This window comes from Arachidicoccus sp. BS20, from assembly GCF_001659705.1.
Taxonomy (GTDB): Bacteria; Bacteroidota; Bacteroidia; order Chitinophagales; family Chitinophagaceae; genus Arachidicoccus.
This window is the reverse complement of sequence record NZ_CP015971.1, coordinates 3,296,248-3,310,421: the sequence shown is the minus strand read 5'-3', so window position 1 is coordinate 3,310,421 and position 14,174 is coordinate 3,296,248. Positions and strand designations below refer to the sequence as shown.

At 39.4% G+C, this 14,174-nt stretch carries 14 protein-coding genes; 11 read left to right on the top strand and 3 right to left on the bottom strand.

The window, feature by feature from the left end:
* Positions 1-171 precede the first annotated feature (171 nt).
* The 5 genes from A9P82_RS14350 to A9P82_RS14330 all read left to right on the top strand — a co-directional run bounded on the left by A9P82_RS14350 (position 172) and on the right by A9P82_RS14330 (position 7,261).
* The gene (locus tag A9P82_RS14350; protein WP_082915371.1) at positions 172-3,171 is read left to right on the top strand and encodes a sensor histidine kinase; all 3,000 of its coding nucleotides are present in this window, start codon (positions 172-174) and stop codon (positions 3,169-3,171) included.
* Between the two features lie 11 nt (positions 3,172-3,182).
* Positions 3,183-3,926, top strand: a complete 744-nt coding sequence (locus tag A9P82_RS14345) for a LytR/AlgR family response regulator transcription factor (protein ID WP_066208982.1) — start codon at positions 3,183-3,185, stop codon at positions 3,924-3,926.
* Positions 3,927-4,069: 143 nt separating this feature from the next.
* Complete coding sequence (locus A9P82_RS14340; protein WP_082915370.1) at positions 4,070-5,419, top strand: OmpA family protein; 1,350 nt, start codon at positions 4,070-4,072, stop codon at positions 5,417-5,419.
* 50 nt (positions 5,420-5,469) lie between these two features.
* Positions 5,470-6,048 (top strand): hypothetical protein, encoded by a 579-nt coding sequence (locus tag A9P82_RS14335; protein WP_066208981.1) that lies wholly within the window; start codon positions 5,470-5,472, stop codon positions 6,046-6,048.
* Between the two features lie 10 nt (positions 6,049-6,058).
* Entirely contained in the window at positions 6,059-7,261 is a 1,203-nt protein-coding gene (locus A9P82_RS14330) for a hypothetical protein (protein ID WP_066208979.1), read from the top strand.
* Between the two features lie 40 nt (positions 7,262-7,301).
* Here the strand turns inward: A9P82_RS14330 and A9P82_RS14325 are convergent, their stop codons facing one another.
* The 3 genes from A9P82_RS14325 to A9P82_RS14315 form a co-directional block, all read right to left on the bottom strand.
* A complete protein-coding gene (locus A9P82_RS14325) occupies positions 7,302-7,949 on the bottom strand; it encodes a hypothetical protein (protein ID WP_066208977.1) in 648 nt (215 codons plus the stop codon).
* A gap of 5 nt (positions 7,950-7,954) precedes the next feature.
* Positions 7,955-9,445 (bottom strand): RNA polymerase factor sigma-54, encoded by a 1,491-nt coding sequence (gene rpoN, locus A9P82_RS14320; RefSeq protein ID WP_082915369.1) that lies wholly within the window; start codon positions 9,443-9,445, stop codon positions 7,955-7,957.
* A gap of 168 nt (positions 9,446-9,613) precedes the next feature.
* On the bottom strand, positions 9,614-10,126 hold the full coding sequence (locus tag A9P82_RS14315) for a DinB family protein (RefSeq protein ID WP_082915368.1): 513 nt from the start codon (positions 10,124-10,126) through the stop codon (positions 9,614-9,616).
* Positions 10,127-10,229: 103 nt separating this feature from the next.
* On the opposite strand from A9P82_RS14315, the gene gldC reads away from it, so the two are divergent.
* From gldC to A9P82_RS14285, 6 genes are all read left to right on the top strand, one after another.
* Positions 10,230-10,577 (top strand): gliding motility protein GldC, encoded by a 348-nt coding sequence (gldC, locus tag A9P82_RS14310; protein ID WP_066208971.1) that lies wholly within the window; start codon positions 10,230-10,232, stop codon positions 10,575-10,577.
* 184 nt (positions 10,578-10,761) lie between these two features.
* Positions 10,762-11,214 carry a GatB/YqeY domain-containing protein gene (locus A9P82_RS14305; protein WP_066208969.1) on the top strand — a complete coding sequence of 151 codons (453 nt, stop codon included), beginning with the start codon at positions 10,762-10,764 and terminating at the stop codon, positions 11,212-11,214.
* Positions 11,214-11,747, top strand: coding sequence for a CvpA family protein (locus A9P82_RS14300; protein WP_066208967.1), 534 nt, complete (start codon positions 11,214-11,216; stop codon positions 11,745-11,747). The genes A9P82_RS14305 and A9P82_RS14300 overlap by 1 nt, the downstream gene beginning before the upstream one ends.
* Before the next feature lie 93 nt (positions 11,748-11,840).
* Positions 11,841-12,602, top strand: coding sequence for an alpha/beta fold hydrolase (locus A9P82_RS14295; protein ID WP_066208965.1), 762 nt, complete (start codon positions 11,841-11,843; stop codon positions 12,600-12,602).
* 6 nt (positions 12,603-12,608) lie between these two features.
* On the top strand, positions 12,609-13,271 hold the full coding sequence (locus tag A9P82_RS14290; RefSeq protein WP_066208963.1) for a CBS domain-containing protein: 663 nt from the start codon (positions 12,609-12,611) through the stop codon (positions 13,269-13,271).
* A 147-nt stretch (positions 13,272-13,418) separates the two neighbouring features.
* On the top strand, positions 13,419-14,111 hold the full coding sequence (locus tag A9P82_RS14285; RefSeq protein WP_066208961.1) for an OmpA family protein: 693 nt from the start codon (positions 13,419-13,421) through the stop codon (positions 14,109-14,111).
* Positions 14,112-14,174: the final 63 nt, after the last annotated feature.

The window sequence follows — 14,174 nt, the reverse complement described above, 5'->3', positions numbered from 1 at the left end:
CCTACGACAATTCCGCTGTTGCCGTCTATCATTCATTTCACGCCGCCGACTTGCCAACGGGCGCCTTTGGCTCATTAATGAGTCAAAACTTTTTTCGCTTTTATATCTTTGAAAAGTTATTCCTGTAGCACTAAGAGGTTTTTACAGATACTTTCTTATTTTAAATTTGTTATGTCGGCATATTGTACACGCAGAATTTTTCGTTATTCATTCACTTGCCTTGCGGGAGTGTTAGTCACGTATTGTTCCAACCTCTCGGCACAGCGGGTACTGATGAAAAATTATTCCATGGAAAACGGTTTGGTAGCCAATCCCGTTTTCAGTATATACCAGGATACCAAAGGTTTTATGTGGTTTTGCACACCTTACGGAATAAGTAATTATAACGGATATCGATTTACCAATTATACTGAACAATCGGGGCTTTCCACAAGCCTGGTCAGCGGAATATATGAAGATGAATCAGGCAGTATATGCATTACGCTGGACAACGGGCAAATAGACAAAATAGGAGAAGATTCCATTGAACACAACATTGCCGACAAGCTGCTGTATGCTTGCCGGCTTTATAAACAAAAGGACAGTTCCGTACTCGTCGCTACGGATGAAGATGGCATTGTACATATTTCCCATGGGAAAATTATACCCATTACACAACACCTGCGCGGGAGAAGCTCATCGTTTTACCGGCTGGAAAACGGAACGTACATTATCGGGGGAAGCTTTTCTAAAAACGATATAAATGTTTCCTCGCTTTTACTAACCGACAGCAGGGGTTATCTATTGGCGCAAGCCGAAAAAAATCGTCCCTCCGATGTATTTAATATATATAATGACAGTCGCGGCCATTTATGGATATGCTCCGGCAACGGGCTTAAACTTATTTCTACCAACGATCTTCTGAATGGAAAAATTTCCTTCCTTCCTTTGCCTGCACCTTTCCGGAATGCCTTGCTTCAAAACGTGGTTACGGATATGCTGGAAGACCATTACGGCAACTACTGGATAGCTACCGAACAGGGGCTGATACGAATAACACCGGCAGGAAAACTTACCCGCTTTACCGATGCCGACGGGCTGGCTTCCAACAAAATAATTTGTCTTTATCAGGATAGAGAAAACAACCTTTGGGCAGGCACCACCAAAGGCGTTACCAAGATTCCGCTGGGCGGTTATATTCAATATTATACCACTGACGACGGGCTGGCGGACAATGATATTCAAAGTGTATTATCGCTCAGCAACCATACTGTTTTTTTTACTACCGTAAACGGAAATCTCCAGCAAATAAACCCCGAAACTTCTGTTGTAAAAACACTCACCCGTAAAACGCCGGGTTTTTTCAGGTTTATCAAAACACACACGGGACAAATATTTGTGGCGCATAGTTCCATGCGCTGGGTAGCCCGGGAACTGTATCCGTTTGACCCCGAAACCGGCACCGGCAAAAAAATATTTTCTTTTGACCGGGATTTTTTTTGTGTGGAAACCGATAGTGTGGGCAATTATTTAATCGGCTCCGCTTACGGATTGTATTCTTTTAATCCCCTAACGGGGAATAAATATATTTTGGGAAATATTACTGAGCGGATTTACGACATGGTTTTTGACAAACAAGGCTATTTGTGGGTCAGTAGTTTTTCAGGGAAGTTATATCAGTTGAAGTTGATATATGATGACAACAATGTAACTGCCGAAGTAAAAAACAGGACACCTTTGATTACCGGCAGCAAATCAAGTTATCTATTCATAGATTCCCGAGGCGCTGTCTGGGTAGGCACACACAACAACGGTGTAGTAAAATTAACACCGAAAGATTCCGGTTATAAGATTTTGCCCGTTCCATTTAAAGACGGGATAATGTCTTTCTCCAGTCATATTTCGATGGAAGATGACAACGGCGATTTTTTTCTTTCTTCTCTTTTGGGATTAGATAAATTAATCGTCAACAAGTCCGGCAAAGGAAAGCCATATAGGGTATTTAATTTCAGTAAAGAAAATCATTTTTTTGATGAAGCATGGTCTGTTTCAAAAACGAGAAACGGTGTGTTTTGGGTGGCTACCAGTTCCGGTCTGGTACGCATTACCGACCGCTATACGGAAAGGCTTCCTTCGCCGCCTGTATATATTACCCATATCCAAACACCTCAAAACACGGTATCTCCAGGGAAGCATTTGACATTGGCATACAATGAAGGCAATCTTCAGTTTGAATTTTCTTCGCCATCTTTTATCAATGAAAAAACAATTCAATACACTTACCGACTCTCAGGCAGCTCCGATGAAAACTGGGGTACGCCTGATAATAAACATTCCGTTTCCTATGCAGGATTAGGCGAAGGAGATTATCAATTTGAGGTAAAAGTGATTAATCACACAGGCAATGCAAGTCCCGCAGCAGTATTTTCTTTCACGGTGCGTCCACCTTGGTGGGAAACATGGTGGTTTATTCTTTTCACTGTTCTCGGCTGCACAATAATTATTCTTTTTCTGCTAAGAAGAAGAATTAAAAATATTCGCTATGAAGCGGAAATGAAACACAGAATAGCCGAGACCGAAATGATGGCGTTGCGGGCGCAAATGAACCCGCATTTTATTTTCAACAGTATTAATAATATTGACGCTTTTGTTCAAAGCAATGACAAGTACCATGCGACCATGTATCTAAATAAATTTGCACGTCTATTACGAAATGTATTGGACAGTTCCAGACAAAACACAGTATCTTTATCCAAAGATTTGGAAACTTTGCAATTGTATGTCGCATTGGAGCAGCTTAGGGATAAAAATAAATACATGGTTACTTTCGATATAGAAAAATCGTTGTGGAATGCCGATTACAGTGTGCCGCCGCTTATTGTACAGCCTTTTGTGGAAAACGCCATCATTCACGGGCTGCGCAACAAAACAGAGAACAACGGTCATTTGCAAATTACCGTTTCCACTCAATTACCTTATATAAAATATGTGATAGAAGACAATGGCGTAGGTAGAAAAACAACCGCCGCCAGTAATGTATTTAAAAATAAAACATCTTACGGAACACAAATGAGCAACGACCGTATTCGTTTTTTTAACAAAGAAGAAGAGGCTTCCGTTTCCGTAACAGATTTGGAGAAAGACGGTAAACCTGTCGGCACACGCGTAGAAGTATTGTTGAAAGTTGATTAAAAATAAAAACTATGCTTACCGCTACTATTATTGATAATGAGGAAATGGGACGCATCGCACTTCGTCAAAAACTCAACAACTATTGTCCCGGAATAAAAATTCTGGGCGAAGCCGCCGACGGCGCCGAAGGATTGCATCTTATCGAAAATCAATCGCCCGACATAGTGTTCCTCGATATTGAAATGCCCCGTATGGGCGGCTTTGAAATGCTCAACCAGCTGCCGGAGCATCACTTTCATCTCATTTTCGTTACTGCTTACGACCAATATGCCATCAGAGCCATACGCTTTGCTGCTTTCGACTATTTGCTAAAACCGGTAGATATTGACGAACTAAAGCAAGTGGTTGAGCGGGCACAACAGGCAACACCTTTACACAACAATGCCCGAAAGCTGGAAGTTTTACAAGAGAATGTAAAAACAAGTTCACACCTTGGGAAAATCGCCATTCCTGTTTTAGAAGGATTGCTGTTTCTGAACACAGAAGAAATTGTTCATCTCGAGGCAGCCGGCAATTATACAGTCATCCATCTTACCGATAATTCGCGGCAGGTAGCCACGCACACACTAAAAGATTTTGAAGAACTCCTGCCTTCCAATCTGTTTTTCCGTACACACCACTCCCATATCATCAACTTAAAATATATTAAAAGATATATCAAAGGCGATGGGGGACAAATAGAACTTACCGATGACCGGTTCATTACTGTATCAAGAAGAAAAAAAGAAGAATTTCTTAAAAGATTCAGGCAATAGCCGACCTTATATTTGCTCAGCCATTCGCCATTTATCTCACGTTTTCCGCCACTTATGTGTTCGCTTCCGCCAGCAGCTAAATGTCATATACAGACATTCGGGCGTGCAAGTATTTTTGTCGTACATGACAAAAATATTGACGTATGAAAACGATGAATATCCTGAAATACTTATTGGCAATTGCTATACTTATTATTACTTCTTCAGTTACCCGGGCACAACTGCTTAAAAAATTAAAAAAAGTGGTCAAGGATGCTGCCGAGCAAACCGTACAAGATAAAACTGCCGAGAAAACGCAGGAAACAACGAGTAAGGCAATGGACGGCGTATTTGCCATGCCGGGTAAAATAAAAATTCACAATAAAAAAGATAAACGCCATCTCTCCGGCAGCGGCGATAACAATGCGGACAATACAACGGCGTATTCCGTTTCTGCAAGCGAATCTTCTTTCGCCGCTTTATCCAAATACGATTTTGTGCCGGGCGAAAAAATTGTGGCTATGGAAGATTTTTCGCAGGATGCTGTGGGCGATTTCCCCGCCAAATGGAACACCAATGCTTCGGGCGAAATCATGCAGGTAGAAGGCAGCGACGACCATTGGCTGGCGCTGACCACCAAGGGTGCCTCTACACCGGAATTCGTTGCGGATATTCCTGAAAATGCCACCATTGAATTTGACCTTGCCGTAACGCCGAAATATAGTTATTACTCATCGCCTTTATTTATATCAATCATAAACAATAAAAGTAAAAATGATTTTGCCAACTGGTCATATCCGGCAGCAGCACGAAAAACATCGGGCGTACTATTTTCCTTACATCCGCAAGATGCAGGAAATGTAAGTTTGGGCAGGTCTGCCATTCAGACATTTGAAAACAAAGAAAAAGTAATGGGAAATGAGAAGAAAAATCTTGAATGTTTCAGCAAAGAACAAAATGTAGTACACGTGGCACTTTGGCGGCAAAAGCAAAGGTTAAGGGTGTATGTAGATGAAACAAAACTTTGGGACCTGCCGCGTGCTTTTGCCGAAAATATTAATTATAACTCACTCGTCTTTGGACACAATGGAAGCGAAAAAGGAGAATTTTATCTCATCAGCAATATCCGCTTGGCGATAGGCGAACCCGACACAAGAAACAAACTGATTACCGAAGGAAAGTTTACCACCACAGGTATTCATTTTGCCACAGGCTCGGCAGAAATTATGACGGAATCTTATGGCGTACTGAAAGAAATAGCCAATGTATTGAAAGAAAATTCATCCGTTAATATTCAAATAATCGGGCACACGGATAATGTGGGAAATGCCGCAGCTAATCAGCAATTATCAGAACAAAGGGCTGCTTCGGTAAAAACATATCTGAATGCACAATTCGGGATAGATAATGCCCGTATGACTACAAGCGGCAAAGGCGATACACAACCTGTTGCAGATAATAACACTACTGAAGGCAGGGCGCAAAACCGCAGAGTAGAATTTATAAAAATGTAAAACAATAAAAAATACAATGGTTCATTTTAAAAACAATATAAAATAAACAAATGAAAAAGCATTTCTTCCTCGCAATAGTTTCCCTGACATTTTTGCCGCTGTTGGGCAACGCCCAGGTAATACTTCATCCGGCAAAACCGCTTACCAAAAAACCCGTTACCGCAACGCCGCTCAATACGAATACCGCGCATCCGCTAACGTTTATAAAAAATAATATAGACCAGGGAAAAGCCTGCTACAATATGTATGTATCGGTGTGCTTTGTAGAAAAACACGAGGCCAAATACAAACCCGGCCCCATACTGGCTTATGCGCTCAGCGGAGTAAAATCGGAAAGCAATTATATAAAAAGTGATTTTGGATTAGTTCGTTCGGATAAACATTTTTCCCAGGCATATAAAAACACCTGTGAAGTAATTTTAAGACCTACTTCCACAGGCGGCTTCGACCCCAACAACGTAAAGCTCACCTGGCGGTTTCCCGACATCGGACTTAAAACCTTTATGCTGGAAAATGTGCACGTGCAGGTAAGCGCTTATGGCGTTACCATTTCAGGCGATGCCACAGTGGACGGACAAAAATTCCTGGCAGTGAGCATCGCCATTGGAGAAACAAGTTGCCTCATCTAAATGTAAAATAATGAAGATACTAATTTGCCTTTCTCATCTTATTTTTCTTGCCGGTAATACTATATGTTTCGGGCAAACCGAAAACCCGTTTCAGTTAGACCAGGCTTTTGTTTTTGATAAAAAAATAGAGTTTGTATCTAAAGTCAACGGCAGGGAAATCCCGGGAAATCTGCTCTTCAACGAAAAAGACGGTTATCTTCTTTTAAAAGGCGATATGATTGCTGCCGCCGGGAATATAAAGCCCGATTACGTCATTTCTTTTCCCAAATACAAAGAAGAATTTGTATATCTCACGGATAATAAAACCGGGAAAAAATATTCGTACAAAATGAATACCGACAATTCAAAATACCAAGCGGAAAGTCACAACAAAGATTTTTACGAATACTTTAAAGAAAATATGGAAAAATCGGGAACAAAGGAAAATATCGGCGACGAGGACTACAAAAAATCATCCGACCGGTACAAAGACAAAAATTCCGATTTTGAAATTTTTGTAAGTGATAATACTAATGCGTCCATACCGGAAAATTCATACCTAAATAACTGGTCGGGTTTGGGATATATCAATCTTAGCGGCAAAACTTATGTCATTACCAAAGTGAAAAAAGAATCCGAGGAATTGGATGTAGAATTAAAAAAAGAAAAAGACGAAAATTTTCGTCTTAACGGTGCAAATTATAAAACGGCGCAAACAACAATTAATGAAAAATATCTTGACAAGTATGAAGAAGAAAAAAACAAAAAATATGCGACCGACCGCGAAAAGCTCAACCAAATAGAAGACCCGCAGGAAAGAGCCTTACAGAAAAAAATATTTGATAAAGAAAATGAAATGATGGAATCAAGTAAAGATGTGATTTCCAATATTGCCCAACAGCAGGGAAAGAGCAAAGACTTCTATAAAGACATCAATAATATTTCCAGTCCTAAATTTATGATTCAAAGTATGAAAGCCAAAATAGAATTGGAAGCATATAAAACACAGCAAAAATTACAAAAAGAAATGAGCAAAGGCGATAAAGCCGATGCAAAAAAAGTAGCGGAACTAAATAAGAAACTCGCAGACATTAAAGCCAATCAAGAAAAAATAAACAGTTTTGCTCAGAAGGAAAAAACCATAGAAACCGACTATCAAAACGACAGCAAAAAGAAATATGAGGAAAACAATAAACTGATGAAAGAAATCATTAAAACAATGTCAGGAAAATAAAAATATCATTTTCCAACAGCAATTTTCAGGCAGATAAAATTTACGTCATCAACCAATAAGCAATCAATTGACAACCGACTCCCACGACAATTCCACTATTGATTTCAAACATCGAATGTTCACTCAAACTCATTCGCGCCGTGCAGATAATTCCTGCAATTAAAGTTGCAATTGCAATATCTAATCCGTAAGTTGTCTGATATAGAATACAAGTCAAAATAAGCGCCGTAACTGCACCGGCCGCGCCCATTGCGTGCATACTTATTTTCACAAAATTGTTCCAGATTAATGCGGGAACAGTTGCTAAAAAAATACCGAAGTAGAAGAATTTCAACGCACTTGCCTGGTCGGTAAAATTGCGGCTGAGATACCACATCCACCAATAATAAATCATCGTGGCAACGTAAGGAATAATGCGTTCCTTTTGATAACGAAGATGAATACTTTTTATAAAATACAGTTTCCATAAAAGAAAAACCGTGAACGCCGGAAAGAACGCTGTAGTCATAAATAAACCTACGATTCTCAAATTCAGTTCATGTCCGTATAAGCCGACAAATTCATAAGGAAACCTTTTGTACATCCACAAAAAAATGTATGTGGGAATGAATAAAGGATGAAAAATATAAGAAATGATTTTCGCCGAAACCCTGATGTACTGAGGCTGCCGCGCTGCTACGTTTTCCATAAGCGTTATAATTGTTTCCTTAACCGCGCCACAGGCACGTTCAATTGTTCACGATATTTTGCCACAGTTCTTCGTGCAATGTTGTAACCTTTTTCCTGCAAAATTTCCGTTAAGCGTTCATCGCTCAAAGGTTTTGTTTTATCTTCTGCTTCAATTACGTCCGTCAGAATTTTCTTCACTTCGCGGGTGCTTACTTCTTCGCCGCTGTCTGTACTTAACGATTCACTGAAGAAAAATTTTAAACGATAAGTGCCGAATTCCGTTTGCACAAATTTGCTGTTTGCCACACGGCTTACCGTAGAAATATCCAGTTCTATTTTTTCTGCAATGTCTTTCAGAATCATCGGCTTTAAAGTAGTTTCATCGCCGGTCAAAAAGAATTCTTCCTGATAAGTCATAATAGCGTGCATCGTGCTGTACAAAGTATGCTGCCTTTGTTTTATCATGTCGATAAACCATTTTGCAGAGTCTATTTTTTGCTTGATGAACAATACTGCTTCTTTCTGCCGCTTATCTTTTTTACTGCCTCTATCGTATTCTTTCAGCATATCGCGATATCCTTCGCTGATGCGCAAATCGGGTGCATTTTTAGAGTTGAGCGACAACTCCAAAATCCCGTTTTGGTTGGTAATAAAAAAGTCGGGGATAATGTAGCTCGCAGCTTTGTTCACTTCTTCCAAAGCGCCGCCGGGCTTTGGATTCAGGCGAATGATAACTTGTATTGCCTCTTTCAGTTGTTCTTCTGAAATGGATAATGAACGCTGAATTTTCTCGTAATGTTTTTTGATAAATTCATCGAAATATTTTTTCAAAATCACAATCGCATTCTGCACATTTTCATTCGATGCTTCCAAAGGTCGCTGCAATTGCAGCAACAAACATTCGCGCAAATCTCTTGCACAAATGCCCGCCGGATCAAACTGCTGCACTTGCTGAATCAACGATTCCACTTCTTCTTCTGAAGTTTCAATATTTTGACGGAAAGCCAAATCATTCACAATGGAAGTGATTTCGCGGCGCAAATATCCATCATCATCAATACTGCCGATAATCTGCTCCGCAATGGTGTATTGTCTTTCATCGAGCGACAACATACCAAGTTGGTTTACCAGATTTTCATGCAAACTTGTTTCTACTTTGAAAGGCAATGTTTGCCGTTCTTCCTGCTCGCCATAACCGTCGTCGCGCAATTTATAATCGGCAATTTCATCGTCGCCTTCACTTACATATTCCGAAATATCAATATTATCGTATTGTTCTTCACTGCCGTCAAGTTCAAAGTCTTCGTCGTCGGAAGAGTCAAATTCATCTACCGGATTTTCACTATCGCTATGCAAGTCTTCTTTAAACTCTTCCAATGCAGGATTTTCTTCCAGTTCTTCCTTAATTCGTTCTTCCAGATTTGCAGTCGGTATCTGCAACAATTTCATCAACTGAATTTGCTGCGGCGATAATTTCTGTAATAATTTTTGTTGAAGCCCCTGACTTAAAGCCATATTTTCAATATCCTTTTCTAAAAAATTGTGTCAAAAATACAACGAAAATAGTCGTTTGAAAATAAAGATAGAATATGATGTAAAAATTAACAAGGATGATAAAAAATAGCCAAAGATACACAGATAATGATTTTTCATCCGGGAATCTGCGGCACTTCTCACTCAATTTTAAAGACTATATTTTTCTTTTAAAATATGCTGATGATGAATAAAATGTCCGTAAATGTTGAAAGCAAAAGCTTTTGCACTCACTTTGTAATCCGCAACATTTCCCACGCGCAACAATTGTTCTTCGCTTAACGAACGAAGCAAAATATTTGTTGCGTAGCGCACGGCTTTAAATTCTTCTTTCACATCATCAAAAGAACGACGAAGCACATTGGAATTTTGCGCATAAATATTTTGGTCAAATCCTGTCAGTGTCTGCATTTCGCCGCGCGACATGGCAAGAATTCGGTAAGCAAAAACACGTTCCGTATCGCTGATGTGTTGCACCGCTTCTTTGACTGTCCATTTATTTTCCGCGTAAGCAAAATTAGCTTTATCGTTCGGCAAGGCATCAACATAATTTAATTGTTCATCGTTGTACTTGCTGATGACTTCTGCAATGCTTTCGCCTTCTACCAAAGAAATATATCTTTCAAAATAAGGCGGATATTCGTTTTGTTGAGGACGCGGCATAATGACATTGTTTTAGCAAATAAAAGTGAAATTTTTTATTGAAACGATGAAGAATCAATGAATTCTTTTTTTAAAATTATCTTTGCACATTCAAAAAATAATTATGGCAAAATCATCTATTCATATAGATATTGAATTAGACAAAGACAAAGTTCCCGAAAATATTTCGTGGAGCGCAACCGACGGAAGCGAAGACGCGCAAAAAGCTAAAGCAATGCTCGTGGCATTCTGGGATGGCGCAGATAAAAGCGCATTGCGCATCGACCTGTGGACAAAAGAAATGATGGTGGATGAAATGGCAGATTTTTTTTACCAGATTTTTTCTACAATGGGCGATACGTTTAAACGCGCAACCAACCAGCAAGTGTTGGTGGACGATATTAAAAATTTCGCCAAGGATTTTTACCAGAAATTCAGAGAAATTCAGATGAAAGAAAATAAATTAGGCTAACCATGATTTGAGTGGATTTAAGAGATTTTAGGAAAAAGTTTGAAACACAAAGAACACAACGACACAAAAGGACACAAAGTTTTTGTACGATTTTGGTAAATTAAAATAGCGAAAAACAATTAAGCAATATATCAATTAAACAATTCGTATAGTTCGATTTAATTCGTGTAATAAAAATAAAAAAATGAGCTTAGAACAAGAAATCATGACGCGCATGAAAGATGCGATGAAATCAAAAGACGAAGATACTTTGCGCGGCTTGCGCGCTATCAAGGCAGAAATTATTAAAGCGAAAACCGAACCCGGTGCAGGCGGAGAAGTTTCTGCCGAAGGCGAATTAAAACTATTACAACGCTTAGTAAAACAACGCAAAGATTCTCTGGAAATTTTTGAAAAGCAAAACCGCGAAGACCTTGCGCAAAAAGAACGCGCTGAGATTGCCGTGATAGAACAGTTTCTCCCCAAACAATTGAGTGAAGAAGAAATTCGCGCTGCGGTGCAAAGTATTATTGCGCAGGTTGGTGCAACTTCGCCTGCGGACATGGGCAAAGTAATGGGCGCAGCTACCAAAGAATTTGCGGGCAAAGCCGATGGCAAAATTGTAGCCGGCATCGTGAAAGAACTTTTAAGCAAGTAATGATAGACATTATCACAATTATTCTGCTGGCGCTGGCAATATTTAAAGGTTACAGGCAAGGCGTTATACTTGCCGTATTTTCTTTTCTTGCCATCATCGTCGGCTTGGCTGCGGCAATGAAATTGTCTGTCATAGTCGCAGGTTATTTAAACGCCAACGGCATTCAAGGAAAATGGCTCTCGTTCATTTCGTTTTTATTGGTATTGGTCATTGCAGTATTATTGGTCAGACTCGCAGCGCGGCTCATTCAGCGATTGCTGGAAACTGTTTTAATGGGCTGGGCAAACAGGCTCGCAGGAATCGCGTTGTATGCATTCCTTTATTTAACCATATTCAGCGTAGTGCTGTTTTATGTTGAAAAAATTGAATTGATAAAACCCGAAACGCTAAACAAATCGCTCAGTTATCCGTTTATAAAGAACTTAGGTCCTTGGCTGATTGATAATTTCGGGAAGATAATTCCCTGGTTCAAAAATATGTTTACCGACCTTGGGAATTTCTTCGGAAACTTGGCAACCGGTATTTCCAAATAGTACGAAATATAAGTTTTATTTTTATAGATAAGTTTTCAATTTATCAATTGAATAGCGTTTATTTGTAAAGCAGAAACAGCAGTTAGATAAAATATGAGTTACGAAATAAAACAGTTAGATAAATTTCACTATATAGATGAAGGCGAAGGCGAAACATTAGTGTTGTTTCACGGATTGTTTGGAGCGCTTAGCAACTTCGCCGATTTAATAGAGTATTTTAGGAAAACGCATCGGGTAGTTGTACCGATATTGCCATTGCTCGATTTGGATTTATTAAATACAACGGTTGGCGGTTTGCAGAAATACGTGAACAAATTTTTCGAAAAATTAGATTTGAAAAATATTCATCTGCTAGGCAATTCACTTGGCGGACACGTAGCTTTGGTACAGATATTAAAGCATCCCGAAAGAATTAAAACCCTGATTCTCACAGGTAGTTCGGGACTTTTTGAAAGTGCAATGGGCGATACTTATCCCAAGCGCGGCGACAGAGCCTATATCCGTAAAAAAACCGAAGATACTTTTTATGACCCCAGGATTGCAACCGAAGAATTGGTGGACGAAGTATTTGAAATCACGAACAACAGGTTGAAAGTTATTAAAATTATCGCGCTTGCAAAAAGCGCCATCCGCCACAACCTCGGCGAAGAACTGAAAGAAATTAAACAACCCACGTTGTTGATTTGGGGAAAAAACGATATTGTAACGCCGCCGTTTGTCGCAGAAGAATTTCATAAATTGATTCCTAATTCGGAACTTTACTTTATCGACAAATGCGGACACGCACCCATGATGGAAGTTCCCGGCGAGTTCAATGTGATACTTGGCGAATTTTTGGAAAAACACAAACAATAATTTATTATGCTTTGCAAAGAAATTACAACGTCAAACTTTCCTTTGCTTCATCCCGAAGACAAGGTAAGCGACGTTTTGCAGCAAAGCCATCATACAGGTATTTTATATTTTCCCGTTGCAAATGATGAAGAGCTTATCGGTGTTTTACCGTTGAACGAAATCACTGAAATGCCCGTAAACACAAGCATTGCGGAGTTGCAGCATATATTCATCAAAATATCCGTTCCTGAAAACGAACATTTTATTTCTGCACTTAAAATCCTGGAACTTACGGACAGCAATATTTTGCCGGTTATTGACAACGAGCACAAATATCTCGGCGTTATCACACAAACATCTTTGCTGGATGCGCTTGCAATTCTCCTTGATGTTGAAAATAATAACGGCGGACTGATTGTATTGGAAATGTCGAAAATAGAATATTCATTTTCTGAAATTTCACGCATTGTAGAATCGACTGATGCGAACATTTTACAACTCAATTCTTATTTTGATGTAAAAACAGAACTGTTCATTGTAACCATTCGTGTCAGCCGCAATAATGTTTCCGAAATAGTGAATGCCCTTCAACGGCACGATTATCATATTGCATATTTCGTGGGCGAAGAATTATACGAAAATGAAATAAAACGCAATTATGATGCGTTAATGAATTACTTAAACATATAACCGTTATTTCGATTGAAAATGGCATAATAATTGGCTCATATATTTTTAAACTGAAAAATCATACATGAAATGTTTTGCCGAAAATTTTAATCAAAAAATAGCTTGCATTCTATGTAGTAAAACAAAAAACAATAAATACAAATACACATGAAAAACCTAAAATTATCTTTTGTCGCCATCCTTTCCGGAGCAGTTATGTTATCATCCTGCAGCGTTTATAACAATGCTACGCGCGCAGAACGCGGCACAGCCATTGGCGCGGGCGGCGGCGCTGTTGCAGGCGGCGTTATCGGAAAAATATCGGGCAATACAGCACTTGGTGCAATCATCGGCGCGGCAGTAGGCGGCGGCGCTGGTTATATTATCGGCAAAAAAATGGATAAACAAGCCGAAGACATCAAAACAGAAGTTCCTAATGCAAAAGTTGAACGCGTGGAAGAAGGAATTGTGGTAGAATTTTCGAGTAAAGTATTATTTGGTTTTGATTCGTACAGCCTTACGGATGCTTCTAAAAACACACTGAACGATTTGATTACGGTATTGAATAAATATCCGCAAACCAATCTCGAAGTCCAGGGGCATACTGACAGTACAGGAACGGAAGCATACAACATGGATTTGTCAGTTAAACGTGCAACATCAGTTGCCAATTATTTAAAGCAAAGCGGCATCGATGCTTCACGCCTGACTGTAAAAGGCTATGGCGAAGCCGACCCGAAATATGACAACGGGACACAGGATGGTCGTGAACAAAACAGAAGAGTTGAATTCCTGATTACAGCCAATCAGCAAATGAAAGACGATGCTGCACAAGAGGCAAAACAGCAGGGGCAGCAGTAAAACTCTCTCATATTATTTTAAAATGTCCAACAGGTTTGTTGGGCATTTTTATTAAATCAAAAT